Origin of the sequence: Shewanella sp. CG12_big_fil_rev_8_21_14_0_65_47_15, from assembly GCF_002783505.1 — a bacterium.
GTDB lineage: Bacteria > Pseudomonadota > Gammaproteobacteria > Enterobacterales > Shewanellaceae > Shewanella.
On record NZ_PFGL01000066.1, the window covers coordinates 39,715 to 58,821 of the forward strand.

The 19,107-nt window shown below is 48.0% G+C and carries 16 protein-coding genes; 10 read left to right on the forward strand and 6 right to left on the reverse strand.

All coding sequences use genetic code 11. From position 1 onward, the window contains the following. Positions 1-31 precede the first annotated feature (31 nt). Positions 32-1,543 (forward strand): tryptophan halogenase family protein, encoded by a 1,512-nt coding sequence (locus tag COW15_RS18855; RefSeq protein WP_293634974.1) that lies wholly within the window; start codon positions 32-34, stop codon positions 1,541-1,543. Positions 1,544-1,552: 9 nt separating this feature from the next. Here COW15_RS18855 and COW15_RS18860 read toward each other — a convergent pair whose 3' ends face one another. Next, entirely contained in the window at positions 1,553-2,482 is a 930-nt protein-coding gene (locus tag COW15_RS18860; protein WP_293634976.1) for an AraC family transcriptional regulator, read from the reverse strand. A 426-nt stretch (positions 2,483-2,908) separates the two neighbouring features. On the opposite strand from COW15_RS18860, the gene COW15_RS18865 reads away from it, so the two are divergent. The 4 genes from COW15_RS18865 to COW15_RS18880 all read left to right on the forward strand — a co-directional run bounded on the left by COW15_RS18865 (position 2,909) and on the right by COW15_RS18880 (position 8,388). Next, positions 2,909-4,207: an MFS transporter gene (locus COW15_RS18865; RefSeq protein ID WP_293634978.1), complete on the forward strand. Its 1,299-nt coding sequence runs from the start codon at positions 2,909-2,911 to the stop codon at positions 4,205-4,207. Beyond that, a complete protein-coding gene (locus COW15_RS18870) occupies positions 4,204-5,079 on the forward strand; it encodes an ROK family protein (protein WP_293634980.1) in 876 nt (291 codons plus the stop codon). Before COW15_RS18865 ends, COW15_RS18870 begins: the two co-directional genes overlap by 4 nt. Positions 5,080-5,196: 117 nt before the next feature. After that, complete coding sequence (locus tag COW15_RS18875; RefSeq protein WP_293634982.1) at positions 5,197-7,974, forward strand: family 20 glycosylhydrolase; 2,778 nt, start codon at positions 5,197-5,199, stop codon at positions 7,972-7,974. A gap of 171 nt (positions 7,975-8,145) precedes the next feature. Next, on the forward strand, positions 8,146-8,388 hold the full coding sequence (locus tag COW15_RS18880) for a hypothetical protein (RefSeq protein ID WP_006080930.1): 243 nt from the start codon (positions 8,146-8,148) through the stop codon (positions 8,386-8,388). Positions 8,389-8,531: 143 nt separating this feature from the next. Here the strand turns inward: COW15_RS18880 and COW15_RS18885 are convergent, their stop codons facing one another. Next, positions 8,532-9,158: a fumarylacetoacetate hydrolase family protein gene (locus tag COW15_RS18885; RefSeq protein ID WP_293634995.1), complete on the reverse strand. Its 627-nt coding sequence runs from the start codon at positions 9,156-9,158 to the stop codon at positions 8,532-8,534. Positions 9,159-9,359: 201 nt separating this feature from the next. Between COW15_RS18885 and COW15_RS18890 the strand changes: the two genes are divergently transcribed. Then, the gene (locus tag COW15_RS18890) at positions 9,360-11,387 is read left to right on the forward strand and encodes a methyl-accepting chemotaxis protein (RefSeq protein WP_293634997.1); all 2,028 of its coding nucleotides are present in this window, start codon (positions 9,360-9,362) and stop codon (positions 11,385-11,387) included. A 26-nt stretch (positions 11,388-11,413) separates the two neighbouring features. On the opposite strand, the gene COW15_RS18895 is transcribed toward COW15_RS18890, so the two are convergent. From COW15_RS18895 to COW15_RS18905, 3 genes are all read right to left on the reverse strand, one after another. Beyond that, a complete protein-coding gene (locus COW15_RS18895; protein ID WP_293634999.1) occupies positions 11,414-12,427 on the reverse strand; it encodes a succinylglutamate desuccinylase/aspartoacylase family protein in 1,014 nt (337 codons plus the stop codon). A 140-nt stretch (positions 12,428-12,567) separates the two neighbouring features. Beyond that, the gene (locus tag COW15_RS18900) at positions 12,568-13,125 is read right to left on the reverse strand and encodes a MarR family transcriptional regulator (RefSeq protein ID WP_293635056.1); all 558 of its coding nucleotides are present in this window, start codon (positions 13,123-13,125) and stop codon (positions 12,568-12,570) included. Between the two features lie 220 nt (positions 13,126-13,345). Beyond that, a complete protein-coding gene (locus COW15_RS18905) occupies positions 13,346-13,909 on the reverse strand; it encodes an alkylphosphonate utilization protein (protein ID WP_293635001.1) in 564 nt (187 codons plus the stop codon). Positions 13,910-14,229: 320 nt separating this feature from the next. Between COW15_RS18905 and COW15_RS18910 the strand changes: the two genes are divergently transcribed. Further along, a complete protein-coding gene (locus COW15_RS18910; protein WP_293635003.1) occupies positions 14,230-14,943 on the forward strand; it encodes a DUF2461 domain-containing protein in 714 nt (237 codons plus the stop codon). Between the two features lie 141 nt (positions 14,944-15,084). On the opposite strand, the gene COW15_RS18915 is transcribed toward COW15_RS18910, so the two are convergent. Then, positions 15,085-15,675, reverse strand: coding sequence for a TetR/AcrR family transcriptional regulator (locus COW15_RS18915; RefSeq protein WP_293635005.1), 591 nt, complete (start codon positions 15,673-15,675; stop codon positions 15,085-15,087). Between the two features lie 183 nt (positions 15,676-15,858). Here COW15_RS18915 and COW15_RS18920 point away from each other — a divergent pair, with 183 nt between their 5' ends. The 3 genes from COW15_RS18920 to COW15_RS18930 all read left to right on the forward strand — a co-directional run bounded on the left by COW15_RS18920 (position 15,859) and on the right by COW15_RS18930 (position 18,858). Further along, positions 15,859-16,485 (forward strand): glutathione S-transferase, encoded by a 627-nt coding sequence (locus tag COW15_RS18920; protein WP_293635007.1) that lies wholly within the window; start codon positions 15,859-15,861, stop codon positions 16,483-16,485. A 66-nt stretch (positions 16,486-16,551) separates the two neighbouring features. Then, complete coding sequence (locus COW15_RS18925) at positions 16,552-17,220, forward strand: glutathione binding-like protein (RefSeq protein ID WP_293635009.1); 669 nt, start codon at positions 16,552-16,554, stop codon at positions 17,218-17,220. A 231-nt stretch (positions 17,221-17,451) separates the two neighbouring features. Further along, a complete protein-coding gene (locus COW15_RS18930) occupies positions 17,452-18,858 on the forward strand; it encodes an RsmB/NOP family class I SAM-dependent RNA methyltransferase (protein ID WP_293635011.1) in 1,407 nt (468 codons plus the stop codon). Positions 18,859-19,107: the final 249 nt, after the last annotated feature.

Below are 19,107 nucleotides of genomic sequence, written 5' to 3' on the forward strand. Positions count from 1 at the left end.
TTTTGCGTTGATAATGCAATGGGGATAAGCCATGAAAGTGAAGCGAACAATCAGAAAAATCATTATCTTAGGTGGCGGCACCGCAGGCTGGATGGCCGCGGCCGCACTCGCGAACAACCCCGTATTTGCCGCCATTGAACTCTGTTTAGTGGAATCGGACAACCTAGGCACCATAGGCGTTGGCGAAGGTTCGACGCCACACTTAAAACGCTTTATGGACAACTTAGGCATTAGCGAAAAAGATTGGATGGAACAATGCCACGCCAGCTATAAAACCGGCATCGATTTTATCAACTGGAATGGCGACGGGCAGCAATACTTTCATCCCTTCTATTTTCAACTGGATGTGAAACCCGCCGAGGTGTTCTTCGTCAACGCCAATGCGAGACGCCGAGGACATGGTCATGCAGTAAAACCCGACGATTTCTTCTCCAGCGGTGTGTTGGCAAAGCGTAATCTCAGCCCCACCCCCCGCAAGACACTGCCGAGCGCCAACGAATACGGCTATCACTTCGATGCGACTGAGCTGGCCCACTACTTAAAAAATTACGCCTGCCAACGCGGCGTGCGGCAGATCATTGGTGATGTGGTCGAGGTTTCAACCACCCAAAACCAATATATCGAGGCGCTCACCCTGGCCAGTGGTGAACAGCTGAGCGCCGACTTTTTCATCGATGCCAGCGGCTTTAGTGCTAAATTAATCCATCAATCCCTCGAAGTGCCCTTTCAATCCTTTGCCGATGAGCTACTCAACGACAGCGCGGTAACCGTCCCTATATCCTTAGAGGTAAGCCAAACTGTCGCGACTCAGCCACAGGTCAAATACCATACCCGTGCCACTGCGCTGAGTGCGGGTTGGCTGTGGCAAATCCCCCTCACCCATAGGACGGGAAATGGCTATGTTTACAGCAGTCGCCACCTCAGTGCTAACGCCGCGGCCAAGGAATTGTTGCACAGTGTTAATCTGCCAGAATCGACCCCAGTGCGTTTTCTCAAAATGCGGGTTGGTGTCAGTGAAAAAGCCTGGCACAATAATGTACTGGCGATAGGGCTGGCACAGAGTTTTATCGAGCCGCTCGAGGCCACGTCCATCATGATGACCCAGTTCACCCTAGAAAGATTTATGGCATTATTCGAACGTTATCAATTAAATAAGCAAGCGGCAGTCTTAAGTCGACAAACACTCAATCAGGCGGTGATGCAGTTAGTGCTCGGGGTAAAAGATTACATTCAGGCTCACTATGTCACCAGTCAACGCAACGAGCCCTATTGGATAGCGGCACGGAAAATCGTCCTATCCAAGAGGCTGACTCAGTTACTGCAAGCTTGGTATCGCGGGGAAGACTTTGATCTGCTGCTTTACCAATACGATCAGCAGCTCGCCTACTTCCGCCCCTCTTGGTATGCGCTGTTAGCGGGGATGGATTATCGCGATCCTAAGCTTAAGCGCCCCTTTGAGCCGATTTCAGCGGACATTACGGCGCAGGCCATCCGCTATTGTCAAACCTTAGTCGAACAGTATTTCCACCCGAGTCCTCAATGATGCCGAGGCCTAAATCGCCCTTTGTTTGCTACTAAAGCGCTGACGAAAACTGCTCGGGGTCACGCCCTTAAACTGGATGAAGCGGCGATTGAAATTAGATAAGTTATTGAAGCCACACTGATCGCTGATGGTTGAAATGGGACTCTGATTAGACAGCAGTAACTTACAGGCCTTAGCGATCCTGAGCTGATTAATAAACTCGGTTAAGGTTTTTTCGGTGCGTTTTTTAAAGAAGCGATGGAAGTGATTGGTGCTCATGTGCGCCAACTTTGCCAACTCCTGTGCCGACAGAGCCTGAGTGTAATTGTCATAGATATGCTCGATCACTTTATCGAGCTTCTTCACGGTAAAGTCGAGCTTACTGCCATGGGTGAACAAGGTGCTCGATAAGAGTTCTTGCAGACTATCCTGTTGTAATAACGCCAATAATTCCAATAACAAAATATAGCGTTTAAAGGGATTAGCCGTCTCCATCGCCATAAACACGCTATGGGCCTTACGCGCCGTTTCCTCACTAAACAATACGCCACGTTTAGCATGGGTCAAAAGTGAATGCAAAGACGCTAACTCACGCTGTTCATTGACAATTTGGTGTAGCCAGGCCGCTGGAATTTGTGCCACATAAACCACTTCCTGCACCCTCGCATTCGAAGTGCCGTCTTTTAGCGCGTTACCATTTGATATCTCGTCAGCTGAAACATCAAGGTTGGCCTCGGATTGCCAGCCATGGGGCATGTCGGGGCCAATGATCACTAAATCATAATCACCATAACGGGCAATATGATCGCCGACATAACGCATACCGTGGCTGTTGAGGGTTAAGCAAATTTCGTACTCGGGATGGTAATGCCAGTTGAGCTCCATATGATCCCATTCATAGCGAAAATAACGCCAAGAGCTGTTTTCATCGGGGATCACTTTTTCACACAGAGGTTTCATCCATTAAACTCCAGTTGCTCATTCCTTTAATCGAAGATGCTGATGTCTCACGCATTATTGTCCATAGCGCCAGCCCCTAGCGGTAATACCCAACAACGTCACTCTAATACTATTCTATCCATTGTTAACTAAAGGTAACGATTTTATTAGCAAACACTGAATTTACCCTCCCATGACCGTCAGCTAAGCTAGACGTTCCACTTCCGAGCGGTACCAATCCCAAAGGCCCAAAGGTGGCCGTTGTTTCATTGATGCGCCTCGAATTAACACATCTTGAGTTAAAGCCCCTTGGGCGCGCTGAAACTCGTATCTTCAGCTCGCTTGGGTATAGATGTGTGAAAAGTATCGACAGAGGCACTATGCGTATCACCACGGAAGCGGACAGCAGGTCACAATGAATTTCACTTAATTCAATTGGCTAAGCACATGAAACACAAACTTATCATACTGTTTGTCCTCTGCACTTTCTTCGTGATCTCCTTGATGACTAACAGCATGGGGCCGATTTTCCCCGCCTTAATTGACAGTTATGCCATCGGCCTGACGTTGGCAGGATTATTTCCCTTTGCGTTTTTTATCGCCTACGGCGTGACATCGATTCCGGCGGGGATGTTAGTGGATAACTATGGTGAGAAACGGGTGATTATCTTAGCCTTTACCCTAGCGTTTATCGGCGCCGCCACCTTTGTGAGCTTGCCCACTTTTAGCGTCGCCATGTTTAGCCTGTTTTGTATCGGCACTGGCATGAGCTTATTACAGGTGGCGGTGAATCCTTTGCTGCGCCAAGCCGCTGGGCCGGAACATTTTGCCTTTTTCTCCGTATTGGCCCAGCTCGCCTTTGGCGGCGCCGCGACCTTAGCGCCACTGGTGTATCAGCATTTTGTCGCCTTAGATCAAGCCACCTCAGTGAACACTAACTATGTGCAACAGCTATTGCCCGAGAACATGAGCTGGCTCGCCATGTATTGGCTGTTTGCCGTGGTGGCGCTCGCCATGGTGCTCTTCGCTAGCCTAGTGAAGATGCCCAGTATGGATAAGCTTGCCAGTGATTCGGCCGGTGCCCTCGATACCCATCTGCGGCTCTTCAAAGATAAAACTGTTTTGAAATTTTTCTTCGCGATTGCCGCCTATGTCGCCCTAGAGCAAGGACTCGCCAACAGTATCTCAGTATTTTTGTCGCAATATCATGGCCTTGATACCTTAAGTGTCGGCGCCAATGTGGTCAGCGACTTTTGGTTTTACATGACACTCGGCTGTTTACTCGGTTTGCTGCTACTCAAGCTTATCGACAGCCAGATCTTGCTGCTCAGTTTTTCCCTTAGTTCACTGGTTTGTTTTCTGGTGGCGATATGGGGACCGAGCCAACTAGCATTAATTTGTTTCCCATTGGTTGGCTTTTTCATTTCTATCATGTGGTCGGTGATCTTCTCGTTGGCGCTCAATTCGCGCACTCAAGATCATGGATCATTCGCCGGCATTCTCTGTACCGGCATTATCGGCGGTGCATTTATCTCGCCGATCATAGGCATAATTAGCGAGCTATCCGGCGAGTTACGGCTCGGGATGTTAGTGCTGTTAATCCCTATGGCTTACATAGCCTATGTCGCATTAACGGCTCGGCCACTGATTAAAAACACGACGATATTTTCGGCTAAATCGACCTCAAAAGATGCCGACATAGGTCCTATTGCAACCACTAACACGAGAGGCAACAAGCTATTATGAGCGTCCTATGTTTAGATCTTGGGGGAACTAAACTGATGTTGGCACAGGTGGAAGGTAAAACCTTACTCGACACTTGGCGCTATCCCGTTCCCGCCGATGGCAACTTTGAGCAAGTGTTCGATTTTCTCGTGACCTGCATCCACAGTCACCTCACGCCCGAAACCTCTGGCATTTCCATCGGTATCCCAGGCATGGTGGATATGCAGAGCGGCACCTTACTCGAAGTGCTCAATATCCCGGCGCTGACGGCGACTCAGTTAGCCCGGCAACTGCAAAATACCTTTGAAATTGACGTCGTTGTGAATAACGATGCTAACCTCTTCGCCCTCGGCGAAGCTGTGCTCAACAGTAATCAAGACATGCTCGGCATTACTTTAGGCACAGGCGTGGGCGCTGGAGTGATTTTTAATGGTCAGCTGTACTCGGGTAAACATTGCGCCGCAGGTGAAATCGGCAGCCTGAATTATCGCGATGGCATTATTGAGCACTACTGCTCGGGACAATACTTTACCGCCCACCATCAAATGAGCGGTGAACACTTATATCAAAAGGCCTGCGAGGGTGACAGCCAAGCACTGCAAGTCTTCGCCCATTTTGGTGAACACTTAGCGCACATGATCGCCCAAACCTTACTGGTGTACGATCCCAAAGATATCGTCCTTGGCGGCTCAGTCAGCCAAAGCTTTCCCTTTTTTATTGAAGCACTTAAACAAAAATTGCACAGCTTAGTCTATGGGCCGCAACTGGCTGACTTGACGATTTCCGCCAGCCAGCATCACAATGCTGCCCTCATAGGCGCCGCGCAGTGGTTTTTACAACAACAGAAAATCAAGCGATTTCAACTAACATCACAATGCCCCAACAATTCATAGGCGCCGCGCAGTGGTTTTTACAACAACAGAAAATCAAGCGATTTCAATTAACATCACAATGCCCCAACAATTCATAGGCACCGCGCAGTGGTTTTTACAACAAAAGGACCTCACTCAATGAAAGGGAAAATAAAGTGGCAGAGAATGAAGACAGCCTTGGCCTGCGGGATAGTGACTGTGCTTCCCTTAACGCCAGTGCTTGCAATACTCGCTATGCCATCAGTACAGGCCGCCAACACTGCGCAAGCTGCGGACAGCAGCGTGCTTAATCAATTGGCCGATAAACTTCAGCTGAGCTATACATTAACCGCCAGTCATCTAGAAACCTGTCCCGCTAAAGAAGCCCAATGCTATCGCTCCGCCATTGAGCTGACCCTGCCCGCTCAGCTATCTAGCGACAAGCTATCTAGCGACAAGCTATCTAGTGACAAGCTATCCAGTGAAGAGCTAAATCATGGCGACTGGCAAATTTATTTCAGCCAGTTATCGCCCGTTTATTTAGTCGACTCGGGTGACTTTAGCATTGAGCATATCAATGGCGATTTACACAAAATCACTCCTAAAGCCAGCTTTAGGGGATTCGTCGCCAATCAAGTTTATCGTATTGAGTTTTATAGCAAGGGCAGCCAAATCACCCGCTCCGAGTTTATGCCAAACTTCTTTGTCGCTATGGGCGATAAGGCGCAACTCATAAAGAGCACTCAAACCCGACTCGATAAAGAGACGGGGTTAGCCGAGCAAGATTACCTCGCGCCTTTTAATGCCGATAAACAATTCTTACTGGCAAAAAACGATAACACGCCCTTCGTCGATGGCCCGTATTTAGCCGAGCAATATCAAGCCTTAACCGCAGATGCAAACGCAGACAAGGCGCCTGACATTAGCGGCAAGCTCATCCCCACGCCACTTCATAGCCAAAGCCTAAACTCGGCGCCTTTATCCCTTGCCAAAGGTTATCGACTCACGGCTGCGACTGTCGATTTTAAAGGACGGCAGGCGGCGTTTGATTACCTCGATTCTTTAGGCTTTTCGGCCAAGGACAGAGGCACGCCGCTGTTATTGCAACTCGATGCGCAAGCTCCTAACTTTGCTGGCAGTGAAGTCAGCGCCAGTGAAACAAACCGCCATGAACTCAAAAATGAGGCCTATCGGTTAACCGTAACGGCCGAGCAAATCAGTATTCGAGCGAGCAGCGATACTGGACTCTTCTATGGCCTCCAAAGCCTCGCTGGGCTGATCAGTTTAAGTGACGATCAACTCGTCGCCATCGATATTCAAGACCAACCTCGCTATGCCTTTCGCGGCCTGCATATCGATTTAGCCCGTAACTTCCACTCGCTCGATTTTATTAAACGCATCATTCCACAGCTCGCCGCCTATAAAATCAATAAACTGCATTTGCACTTAGCCGACGATGAAGGCTGGCGTTTAGCCATCCCCGGCTTACCCGAACTCACAGACGTGGGCGCAAAACGTTGTTTCGATTTAACCGAGCAGACCTGTTTATTGCCGCAACTGGGCAGCGGTATAGCGGAGGTTAATTCAGTCGATGGCTACTTAACCGTGGCGCAATACCAAGCCATTTTACAACTGGCCGATGCTCACCATATCGAAGTGATCCCCTCACTGGACATGCCGGGGCATTCCCGCGCGGCGATAAAATCCATGGAGGCGCGTTATCACCATTACCTCGCCAAGGGAGACAAAACTAAGGCGGAGGAGTTTTTACTGACTGAATTTGCGGATAAAACCCAATATTCTTCCCTCCAGTATTACCATGACAACACGCTCAATGTGTGCCTGCCGAGCACCTATCATTTTATCGATACTGTGATTGATGAAGTCAAAAAAATGCACCAAGCCGCGGGCGTTCCCTTAGTGCATTACCACATAGGCGCCGATGAAACCGCGGGCGCTTGGGTCGACTCTCCTGCCTGTATCGCCATGCACCAACAAAAAGCCGATGAATTAGCCGGACTGCACTCGCTCAATGGCTACTTTATCGAGCGCGTCGCTAACATGTTGGCAGAGAAAGGGATTATTGCCGCAGGTTGGAATGATGGCATGGGCGAAGTGCGCCCCGAAAACATGCCAGCCCCAGTGCAATCCAACGCTTGGTCACTGATCTCCGACAACGGCCATCAAATCGCCCATAAACAAGTCAATCTCGGTTGGAAGGTCGTGATCTCAACGCCGGAAGTGACCTATTTCGATTTTCCCTATGAAAGCCATCCAGATGAGCGCGGTAATCACTGGGCCTCGAGGGGAATAGACAGTTTTAAGGTGTTCAGCTTTATGCCCGACAACCTGCCCGCCCATGCCGAGCGCTGGCACAATAGCTTAAATCAGCCATTTGTGTCGGACGATAGCCACAGCCAGCTCAAACCGGGACACAGTTTTTACGGCTTGCAGGGGCATCTTTGGAGCGAAATGGTGCAATCGGACGAGCAAGCAGAGTACATGCTATTCCCGCGCATGATAGCCCTTGCCGAACGGGCATGGCATAAGGCGCCATGGGAATTGGCCTATGATTATCAAGGTAAAGTTTATAGTCAGCATACTCAACATTTTGCCAGCCAACTCAAGGGCCAAGCCGAGCAAGTGCTCAAACAGGATTGGCAAAACTTCGCCGCAATTTATGCCAATAAAGTGCAACCTAAGTTAGCGAAAGCGGGAATTTTTTACCGCATAGCACCACCTGGGATCCGTATTGAAAATCAGCAGTTAGTGCTCAATAGCTTATATCTCAATGCCGAGCTGGAATACCAACTCGATTCAGGACCTTGGCAAAGCTACCGCCAAGCGTTCAAGCTTAATGATGTCAAACACATCCGTGCCAGAGTCAGAGATGGCGCACGTTACTCCCGCCCATCGACTTGGCAAGGCACCCTCTAGTCGTTTCTCGTAAAAAGTCGGCCATCATATGTGATGGTCGATGGATTAAGTATGAGCTTAACGCTCTTACATTGAGGCTTTTCAATAACAGCGCAACTCAGGCTATAATCTCACTATTCGCGATGACACTCTCGTGATAACACTTTATCAAGCCTAAGGATCCGCCAACCGATGACAACAGCTTCTACTAGCCCCTTTGCCGTGTTAAATCAAACCACTGCGACCTCGTTTAATGAGCAGAAGAATCTGATTAAGCGGGTATTTAAAGGTAAGCCAGTGCAATGTCCCAGCTGTAAGCAGACATTAAAAGTGATATTGCCTGAGCAGGCAAAGGCAGAACAAGCGGCAGGAATATACTGTGCTAAAGGCTGCACCGATATCGAACTCGATATGGAAGCCGTCGCAGGACTCTAGCAAATTAGAATCAACACTTTTGACTTAAAACTTTGGAATTAACACTACGGCGGTATTAAAAATAACTCGCCGTAGCAGCACTGATTGCTTAGCTATTTATTGACATTGTTCGTGCGAAATTCAATCTTTTCAAGACTCAAGACTCAAGACACTTGCCATTGCCACTCGAGTAAAGGCTCAGCACCCGCTTGCAGACCACGGCTCAGCCTGACGTTAAATACACTTTTAGCGGGAATCACACCCACGCCCTTGGGGGTGCCTGTCATCACGATATCGCCGTCATCGAGACTGATAAAGGCTTGCAGCTCAGATAATATGGTCTGAGGTTTGTAGATCATTAAATCGATATGCCCCTCTTGCACCAAGTTGTCGTTGATACTCAAGGTAAAATGCAGTGGTGCCTCGACATCATCAATCGCCACAAAGGGGCTGAATAATGCCGCACCATCGAAGGCCTTTGCCCGTTCCCAAGGCAATCCCTTGGCTTTTAACTTGCTTTGCAAATCACGTTTAGTGAGATCTAACCCAAGGGCGACGCTGCTAAAACGGCCATCTTGAAACATAAAACACAGCTCAGTTTCATAGTGCAAGGTTTCACCTTGATGCTCGGCAAGCAGTACAGTCGAAATCGCCGAATTGGGCTTTAAAAACACCACCATATCGTCGGGTATATCATTGCCTAACTCATGGATATGATCGACATAGTTACGCCCAATGCAGACAATTTTTGTCGGTACGACACGCTTTTCACCCAACACGACTGATTTCATCTTCAATCCTTTTACGCTACAGTTGAGATTGTTTTCAATAATCAAACCAAGAAGTTAACCTTAACTAGGGTTAAACTCACAGTATAACTAGTCACTTTACTTGTGACGAACTCTGCTACACTTGAATTAATATTTCAATAAAAACAGCGATCTAATCACTCATATCTTTTCAGGGACTGCCATAGAAGAGGTTTTCGCACTATGTTAACGCTTACCATAAAACAAAAAATCATTTTTAGCTTTAGTGCCATCGGCGCCCTGCTCATCGCTGGCAGTAGCTTCTTCTACTATTCACTCTCACAGGTACAAACCGCCTACCAAAATATCGAAACCTTAGCCGTACCGGTGCAAAAGCAGAGTAATAGCTTGCAGCTGGTACTGTTAAAAATGTCACGCCTTGCCACCTTGGCCCATAGCCAGCAAGACACCGTCGCCTTAACCAAAAGTCAGCAAGCGTTTACGGCGCTGCAGAAAAAATATCAAAGTATCGAAAATGAGTTAACTGAGCGAGTGGCTGATCAGTCTAAGATGCGGACTTCCCTGCAAGAGGCGCAGGCAAGATACCAAGCCTATTTGCAACAAAGCCAAGCCATGTTTAGCGCGAAACTCGCCAATGAACAAGCAAAGCAGCAGTACCAACAATTTTTCCAGCGCTTTAACGATGCTAGGACCAACGCCAGTAATGCGATGATCGATCTCGAGACCCTGTCCATCCCCGATAATCCCACTCTGCTCGAAGAAATTATCGGCACGGGCACGCGTATCGACGACATGCTGTATACGCTAACCAACACTATGGGAGAGCTGATCCACACCCAAAGTGTGGAGGTGATCCAATCGCACCAGCAGGATGTCAGCATCTTACTGGGTAACCTCACCACTAACTTTACCTTTTTAAAACAACAAACTGATGGGCTTGATACCTTAGGCTTGCTGCAAACCTTCGAGCAGCAATATGCGATTATCAATACCTTACTCGCGGCGCCTGCCGAGCTTTATAAAGCACAGGAAGCCGTGGTTGAGGCGCAGCGACAAGCCGAGCAACATTACCTCGATGCCGATAAAGAATTTAACGCCAATAATCTCGCCTTAGATAAGCTAATCACCTTAGCCGACCGCCGGTTTAGCAGCCTGCAAAACATTGCCAGCGATGCAATTGAGCAAGGGCAAACCTTAGCGATAGTGCTCGCATTGGTGTTCATCGTTATGGTGAGTTTTATTTCCTTCTTTACCTCCAAGGCCATGCTCAATCCGTTAGCCTTAGTGAACAGCGCACTCGCGAGCATCGCCCGTGGAGATTTATCAAAACGCATCCATAAACGCCATGACGATGAATTTGGCACTCTGATCGATAATATGAATACCCTGAGTGACGATCTTGCCAAGTTACTCACCAATATCAGCCAAAATGCCCATTCGCTGGACAGCTCAGCCACCCAAACCAATGAGCAAGGCCAGCGCATCGCCAATGCCGCAACGGCGCAAATTAGCCGCGTCGATGAGACAAAAGCCTTAGCAGAACAGATGTTTACCAGTTCTAATTTGGTGACAGAACAGGCCAGTGAATCGGCGAAGCAAATCAGCCAAGCCTCGAAATACGGCAATCAAGTGAAGCAAATTGCCGATGATAATCGCAATAAAATCGCCGAACTGAGTGCTCGTTTAAGTAGCTCGGTTGAGGTCATGTCCCGCTTGAGTATTCAAAGCGATAATATAGGCAGCATTTTAACCACCATCAGCAGCATTGCAGAACAAACCAATTTACTGGCACTGAACGCCGCCATTGAAGCCGCCAGAGCGGGGGAACATGGACGGGGTTTTGCCGTCGTGGCCGATGAAGTGCGCTCCCTTGCCTCACGCACTCAAGCCGCTACCGCTGAAATTCAAACTATGATCACGGCCCTGCAAAAAGAGACCTCTATCGCAGCCGGTGCAATTACCACAGGTCAAAATCAGGCAAACGAATGTGTCGGACAGAGCCAAACCCTGCAGGATGCTATCGCCCACATAGAAAGCACTTTGCACACGCTCAATGATATGAGTCTAGAGATCACCCACGCCGCCCATGAGCAGTTAGATTACAGTCAACGTATTGAATCGAGCATGAGCGAGGCGGCGCAAGCGGCGGATCAAAATGCCAATGAAGCCATGGACATGGCCAAACGCAGCAACGAAGTGACCACGCTTGCCCACTCGCTCACCAGCTCAGTGGAACGTTTTAAGTTGTAGATGGCCTAGAATCTAGAATCTAGAATCTAGGCATATTCCATTAAAAACTCATCGAGTTGCTCGTTGGCGATCTCAATTTCGTCGCCTTCAAACTGGGCGATATGGAACATGCCCTCACCTTCGTTGGTAACGGGAATATTGCTGATCCCTATGATGATACCGTCGGTTGGCGCACGGATGGCCACACTGTCACCGCCGTGGGGACTGACGATATGGGCAATGATATACCCTTTAGTCACCCGCTGGCCGAGCTTGAGCTTCATATTAACTAAGCCATCGGATTCGCTGCGCACCCAATAACTGCGAATAGCGCTGACACTCGATCCCTTATTGCTCACGCGTCCCTTGAGCATGCCTAAACTGCGCATCACATTGAGCACGCCCTTAAGGCCGGATTTTATCGACAATTCACTGAAACGCAGCGCCTCGCCCGCCTCGTACAAAATGCATGGAATATTCTGCTGGTTAGCATAACCCCGCATCGAAACACTGCGCGCTTTGGAATGCATGATCAGCGGCGCACCAAAGGCATTGGCCATGCCCAGCATAGTCTCGTCACTGGTGTCACAGCGAATTTGCGGCAAGTTATCGCGGTGAATCGCACCCGTGTGTAAATCAATCACATGGGTTGCATGGACTAGTAACTGAGTGGCAAACAGATTGGCTAACCGGCTTGCCAGCGCCCCTTTGCTGGAGCCTGGGAAGCAACGGTTGAGATCCCGCCTATCGGGTAAATAACGGGATTGCTGAATAAAACCAAACACATTCACAATCGGTACCACAATCAAGGTGCCCGTCAGATTCTTGGGATTGACTCTGGCTAATAGTCGCCGACAAATCTCGATACCATTGAGTTCATCCCCATGAATGGCGGCGCAAACCAGTAGTGTTGGGCCGGGTTTGGCCCCGTGAAACACTTCCACATGAATATCGAGTTGCGTATCGGTATACAACTTAGCGGCGGCCAGCTTGATCCCCAGTTGAGTCCCTGCTGTGACTCGTTTACCTGCTAATTCAAATGCTTCACGTCTTTTTACCATGACAACTCCCTTGTACTATCGCATGTTGTCCCGCGCGGCTGATCCATATTGGCCAATAGCGCTCGGCTATCGCCTGATGTCTAACACTAGAAACTAAAATAGAAACTTAAAACTAAAAACTCACGTGAGGTTTAAAGCATTTATTGCGGTTCAAATTGGTTCAGCCAAGATTTTAAAATCTGCAGCAACATAGGTCTATCTTCGGCACTCACGCCCGCTAACAGCGCACTCTGACATTGAATATGCTGCGGCAGTGCCTTATCAATGAGCGCCTTACCCTCGGCAGTTAACGAGACATGGACGGCGCGGCGGTCTTCCTTACTGTGCGCCCGTTCGAGCAGCCCCTTATTTTCGAGTCTGTCTAAACGGCTCGTCATAGCGCCAGAACTTAGCATCATGCTCTGATAAAGCTGTGAAGGCGAGAGCGTAAATGGCTCACCCGAACGCCTTAGGGTGGCAAGCACATCGAACTCGCCCTGACCTAAGCCAAATTCACCGTGGCATTGCAGCAGTACCACTTCAATATACTTAGTTAAACGCGCGATTCGCCCAAGCACAGCCATAGGGATCAAATCATTCGTTACCCCTTGCTGCCGCCATTGGTCGACAATTCTATCGAGACCATCCGCTTGGGTGTTCATAGCCCCTTGCTCCTCACCTGCCAGACTAGTGCTATTGGGCCGAGTTTTAGCTGTCATAGGTTTTATTGCCATAGGTTTAGTTGCCACTGGTTTATCTCTACGTAAAGATTCTTTATATCTTAGTCATTTTCTCACAGAATTAAAATACCAATATCACGCTACCCGCTGCGTATCTTAAGTACCTAAGTAGACATAAAAAAACCGCCGTGTCGATTAACGAGCATGGCGGTTTTTTATGGTGCGCTGCTCGATAAATCGAGCCGACACGAATTGAAACTTAAGACTTTTTAACGAAACATGTCAGGATCACAATGCGAGTACCGTTAACACGGCCTTCGATATGCTCTGGGTTGTTGGTCAAAGCAATGTTACGCACTGCTGTGCCGCGCTTAGCCACAAAACTCGTGCCTTTCACGTTTAAGTCTTTGATGATCACGACAGTATCACCAGCGTTGAGCACGGCACCATTACTGTCTAACGTTGGGGTAGTGTCGTCACCTGCAGTGGCAACTTCCGCATCGCCCCACGCTTTTAAATCGTCTTCCAGATACAGCATATCCAGCAAATCCTGCGCCCAGCTTTCGCCATTTAAGCGCTTAAGCATGCGATATGACATCACTTGAACTGCCGGTACCGGGCTCCACATGCTGTCGTTTAAGCAGCGCCAGTGATTCATGTCCATGGTATCTGGCGCGGCAATCTGGCCACTACAGGTTTCACAAATCATGATCTCATTGTCACGACCATCCGATGCGGGTAAGTCATAAATTGAAAGTTCGATTTCGCTTCCGCAGAGTTCACACTTGCCGCCACAGCGACTTAGCAGTTCATTTTCAGTCATTTTTCTGTCTATATGCTTATTAAAACGCGGATTATGCCATAAATTGGCTTTTTACGGCAGGGGGCCTTGGCAAGATAACCTTATTTTTTATAAGTTTTATAAATATCTCCCCCACAATCTTAGTAATTAGCCTTTTAAATTCATAGACTAATGCTTAGAGAAGGACATCAAATAAAATCTACGTGAAGATCTTCCCTGGGCATGGCAGTATGGGGCTATCTTTAGCAATCCCTGAGCAAATGCGAGCAGATCCTCACATTCATTTCTAAGTATCAGTGCAGTTTATGCTCGCTGCAGATGCATGATTAAGGTTCACCGAAATGGTCACACACACAGCTAAAACGCCTCTAACAACTGGCGCTACCTTCTGCATAGCCAGTATGCAATTTTTACAGCAATTGGCGCAAAATAACTCCCGCGACTGGTTTAAGGCCCATCAGGATGAATACGAAAATACGGTACGTAGCCCTGCATTAGCTTTTATTACCCAAATTCAACCCTTTATTATTGAACTGTCACCAAGGCTGACTGCCGTGCCGAAAAAAGTCGGTGGCAGTTTAATGCGCCCCCAGCGAGACAGCCGTTTCAGCAAAGATAAAACACCCTATAAAACCAATGTCGGCATTCAATTTCGTCATTTTCAGGGCAAAGATGTGCATGCGCCGGGACTGTACTTACACATTGCCGAGGATGGTTGTTTTATTGCAGCGGGGATTTGGCACCCAGAATCGAAGGCCTTAAATGCCATTCGCACTTGTATCGATGAGAATCCCAACGGCTATAAAAAGGCGTTACAAACCTTGCAGAGTCATGGATTTAACATGGACGGTGACAGCTTAACTCGACCACCAAAGGGGTTCGATAAAAACCACCCTATGCTGGCCGAACTCAAACGCAAAGATTTTATCGCCATAAAAAATATCGCCTTTGAGGAACTCTGCCGCCCAGATGCCGCCAGTTTCTGTGCCGAGCAATTTGCCCACTGTTCTCAATTAATGGCCTATCTGTGTTTCGCGCTGGACTTGGACTTTTAAAAATGGACTTTTAAAAAATAGGCTTTAAAAAAATAGCTTGCTAAAGCAACATGGCCTAGGCAAAAACCTAGGCCATTCAAACAACAACTTGTGCCGTTAAACGGCTTGATTTGTACTTAACTTAAACTGCACTATTTGCACTTAAACCTTTGTATTTAAAGTGCCTAAGTAGCCCTGTAATACTGCGAACGCATTGTCTAGCAGCTCATATTCCCCCGCCTTACCTAGCACTCTAATCCCTTGTAATTGCAGTACTAAAAATGCAGCGATCTGATGCGGTTGTACATGGTCGAGTAGCTCTCCCCGCGCTTGGCAAGCTTGCAACACTTGAGTAAATGAGGCCTGTAGCCGGCAAAATAATCGCTGACATTCCTGCAGTACACCCTCATCGTCGAGGCTCTTTTCAAGCACGGCATTTTGCATAAAACAGCCGTATTTTTGTTCCCGCTGCAGGGCAACAAAACGTACTAGATAAGCTTCTATTTCGGCTAAACCCGCTTTTTCATGCAGCAGGGTATCTGAGGCGCCAAAGGAGTAGTTATCGAGGTAGAAACTGAGACACTCGCGGTAAAGATTCTGCTTGTCGCCGAAACTGTTATAGAGGCTAAATCGATTGATGCCTAAATAACCGACGAGATCGGAAATCGAGGTTTTGGCAAAACCCTTCTGCCAAAATAACTCCATCGCCAATATGAGTTTTTCCTGCCGATCAAAATTACAACTTCGTGCCATAGTCTGTATCTACCGTAAAAAACCACTGACTACGCCCATCATAGTCAGCCTAAATCCAAGGGGCAAAACATTCTTGACTGATCGTTTAGATATGCGTAGATTTTATCCTAACCGATCGTTCCGATAAAGCTTAATATGTGCCTAGATAGCATCAAGCAAAAGCTAAAAACTCAAGGATATTAGATGAAACTCTATGAACTAGCCCCTACGCCCAGCGCTCGCCGCGTCAGTATTTTCCTTGCGGAAAAAGGTATTGATATCCCGAGGGTTAACGTCGATATCCGCGGCGGTGAAAATTTAAGTGCCGAGTTTAAAAGCAAAAGTTTAAATGGCCGCATTCCACTGCTCGAACTCGATGATGGCAGCTACCTGTGTGAATCCATCGCCATTTGCCGTTATTTAGAAGAAATCCACCCAAGTGTTAATTCGCTGTTTGGCAATAACACACTCGAACGTGCCAAGATTGAAATGTGGCAGCGGATCATAGAGTTACAAGGCTTAATGGTAGCATTTCAAGCCTTCCGTAATTTAAGCGGCATCTATAAAGACAGAGAAAACTGTGTCGAAGCATGGGGCAAAGAATCCCGCCAAAGGGTGATTGACTTCCTACCGACCTTAGACCAACAATTAGCCAAATCGCCCTTTATTGCCTGCGATAGATTCAGTATTGCGGATATTTCGGCTTACGTTTTTATCAGCTTTATTAAGAATTTAGACATCGAAGTCACTGATAGCTTGCCGCATCTTAAGGCTTGGTTCATCACTATGGCGCAGCGTCCTGCCATAGTATCGTTAACCCCTAAAAAATAGCGACACTAAAGCCTGAATGGGCCCTAAAGTGAGTAGCTATAAGCGTTATAACCTAAAGGAATCATCATGATAGATTTATACACAGCCGCGACCCCTAACGGTTTTAAGATCTCCATCGCATTGGAAGAAATGGGGTTAGAGTATCGCGTCCATAGGCTAGATTTCAGCACCAACGAGCAAAAACAGCCCGAGTTTCTGGCCATCAACCCCAATGGTCGGATCCCCGCCATTATCGACCGCGACAACGAAGATTTTGTAGTATTCGAATCGGGGGCTATTCTGCTGTATCTTGCCGAAAAGACAGGTAAATTGCTGCCCGCCGATCCTAAAAAACGCTCTCAGGTCATCCAATGGCTCATGTTCCAGATGAGCGGTGTTGGCCCCATGATGGGTCAAGCTAACGTATTCTTCCGTTATTTCCCAGAGAAAATCCCCGCCGCCATTGACCGTTATCAAAAAGAAGGCAGGCGTTTATTCGAAGTGATGAATACCCAACTCGCAACACATCACTATCTTGCTGGTGACGAATACACGATTGCCGATATCGCCACTTGGCCTTGGGTGCGGATCCACGAGTGGAGCGGCATCAATATGGAAGGTTTGACTCATCTGCAACGTTGGTTGGATGAATTAGCACTCAGACCCGCGTGTCAAAAGGGCATAGTTACGCCGCCACCGGTGGAAATGAGCGATGAAGAACGGGCTAAGCAAATCCAAAAGATGGTGACCAAATAATATCAACTAAACGGCTATTGTCCGATCGCCTGCCAATAGCCGTTAGATACAAAATCACTGAGCACCAGTGGCTAGCGCACTTAAAGCCCCGCAAACTTAGGCTAAATAGGGGCTTTTTTACTGCCGGTTTTTAGGTAAAACTGCTACACTCTGCGCCACTTATTTTCTTCTCTGTGATGGCAATTATTCTCCCATTTGCCCCAATACAGGGACATGATTCAGGCTAGATTTATGGGTAATCCAAACAGCTTCTCATCCGGCAATGCATTCAACTCAAACACATCATCGGCATTAAATGTAGAGGCGAACACCCCAGCGCAGAAACGTGCGCTCAGTTACGCCAGCACAATTAAGCAATTATTCGATGAAATTCAAAGCAGTAAAATGCCCGCGGACCGTATTCTGGCAAACTACTTTAGAGAACATAAAAAACACGGCTCCAAGGATCGTAAAATCATCCGTGAATCCTTGTTTAGCCTGTTTCGCTGGTGGGGTTGGTTTAAACAACTCGGAGAACCACAGTCATCGACCGTCTTCTTCGCCAACCTGAGTGCCAGTGCGCTACTCGAAGCCCATGCTTGGCGGGATATTGCCTGCGCTTGGCATGAATTATCACAATCAGCAATAGATTATCGGCAAGCTCAAGCACTTACCGTTGAAAGTCTCGACGATAAACTAGCGCTGATGCGGCAGCTATTCCCCAACACTGAATTTAAGCCACAGGATTTATTACCCGATTGGTTCTGGCAGGTTTGCCCTATTGATACGGCGCAGCAACCGCAATTCATCGCCGCTATGTCCAGCCGTCCACCAATTTGGGGACGGGCACAGGGGATCACTAGCCAAGATGCGGCGACACAACTGCAAGCACTCGGCATAGAGGCAAGTTTTGGTCATTACTTTAGCGATGCGATTAACCTTGGCAACAAGAGCATGAATCTTAATGAAATTGAGCTATATAAAGACGGCAAGATTGAGATCCAAGATTTAGCTTCACAGGTGATAGGGCAAATTTGCGCGCCAGAGCCCGATGCCCATTGGTGGGATGCCTGCAGTGGAGCGGGTGGTAAGACCCTGCAACTGCGTTCTTTGATGTTAGCTAAAGCCGCTGCCCCCTACTCAGCCGGAAGCCAAACCCACTCAGCCGGAAGCATAATCTCATCGGATATTCGCTCCAGTGCCCTAGATGAACTGACTAAGCGTGCGCAAAGAGCCCACTTTAACGGCATTAGCGTGGCCCGTTGGAAGAGCGATGCCCTCCCCGTGCCTGCGGATCATTTCGATGGTGTGCTAGTCGATGCCCCCTGTAGCTGCACTGGCACTTGGCGACGCAATCCCGATATGCGTTGGCTCGATAGCATTGAAGCCGTAACAGATAAAGCCGCGTTGCAGCTCGATATTTTAAGCCGCAGTAGCCGAGCAGTGAAAACCGGTGGCGTTCTCGTTTATGCTACGTGCTCCTTATCGCCCATCGAGAACCAAGATGTAGTGACGGCGTTTTTACAGCAACATCCAGAGTTCACGCTCACGCCAATCCACCATCCTTTTACCGGTGAACAAACAGAAATGTTGACCGTCTGGCCCTTCGAAGCCAACAGTGATGGCATGTTTGTCGCCAAAATGCATCGAAGGACATAGCACTAACTCATTATTTTTTATCGGATCTTAGCGCCCGAAATTATGGGTGCTAATCATCACCTAACAAAAACACTCACCGATATAGTTCTAAATACCAATTATATATCATATAGATAGACATAAAAAGTCACGATAAAATCCAGAATAAACCCAATAGTATGGATAAAGCACAATCTTGGACAAAACTTTTCACCATCAATGATGAAAAATTTCGCTTTAGCTTCATCTCACCTTTGGGTAAAAAGATCG

Excerpts from the sequence above, each read along its gene's own strand:
- COW15_RS18865 (WP_293634978.1), top strand. The coding sequence starts at position 2,909 with ATGAAACACAAACTTATCATACTGTTTGTCCTCTGCACTTTCTTCGTG.
- COW15_RS18890 (WP_293634997.1), top strand. The coding sequence starts at position 9,360 with ATGTTAACGCTTACCATAAAACAAAAAATCATTTTTAGCTTTAGTGCC.
- COW15_RS18900 (WP_293635056.1), bottom strand. The coding sequence starts at position 13,125 with ATGACAGCTAAAACTCGGCCCAATAGCACTAGTCTGGCAGGTGAGGAG.
- COW15_RS18855 (WP_293634974.1), top strand. The coding sequence starts at position 32 with ATGAAAGTGAAGCGAACAATCAGAAAAATCATTATCTTAGGTGGCGGC.
- COW15_RS18895 (WP_293634999.1), bottom strand. The coding sequence starts at position 12,427 with ATGGTAAAAAGACGTGAAGCATTTGAATTAGCAGGTAAACGAGTCACA.
- COW15_RS18875 (WP_293634982.1), top strand. The coding sequence starts at position 5,197 with ATGAAAGGGAAAATAAAGTGGCAGAGAATGAAGACAGCCTTGGCCTGC.
- COW15_RS18920 (WP_293635007.1), top strand. The coding sequence starts at position 15,859 with ATGAAACTCTATGAACTAGCCCCTACGCCCAGCGCTCGCCGCGTCAGT.
- COW15_RS18880 (WP_006080930.1), top strand. The coding sequence starts at position 8,146 with ATGACAACAGCTTCTACTAGCCCCTTTGCCGTGTTAAATCAAACCACT.
- COW15_RS18930 (WP_293635011.1), top strand. The coding sequence starts at position 17,452 with ATGGGTAATCCAAACAGCTTCTCATCCGGCAATGCATTCAACTCAAAC.
- COW15_RS18915 (WP_293635005.1), bottom strand. The coding sequence starts at position 15,675 with ATGGCACGAAGTTGTAATTTTGATCGGCAGGAAAAACTCATATTGGCG.
- COW15_RS18885 (WP_293634995.1), bottom strand. The coding sequence starts at position 9,158 with ATGAAATCAGTCGTGTTGGGTGAAAAGCGTGTCGTACCGACAAAAATT.
- COW15_RS18925 (WP_293635009.1), top strand. The coding sequence starts at position 16,552 with ATGATAGATTTATACACAGCCGCGACCCCTAACGGTTTTAAGATCTCC.
- COW15_RS18905 (WP_293635001.1), bottom strand. The coding sequence starts at position 13,909 with ATGACTGAAAATGAACTGCTAAGTCGCTGTGGCGGCAAGTGTGAACTC.
- COW15_RS18870 (WP_293634980.1), top strand. The coding sequence starts at position 4,204 with ATGAGCGTCCTATGTTTAGATCTTGGGGGAACTAAACTGATGTTGGCA.
- COW15_RS18910 (WP_293635003.1), top strand. The coding sequence starts at position 14,230 with ATGGTCACACACACAGCTAAAACGCCTCTAACAACTGGCGCTACCTTC.
- COW15_RS18860 (WP_293634976.1), bottom strand. The coding sequence starts at position 2,482 with ATGAAACCTCTGTGTGAAAAAGTGATCCCCGATGAAAACAGCTCTTGG.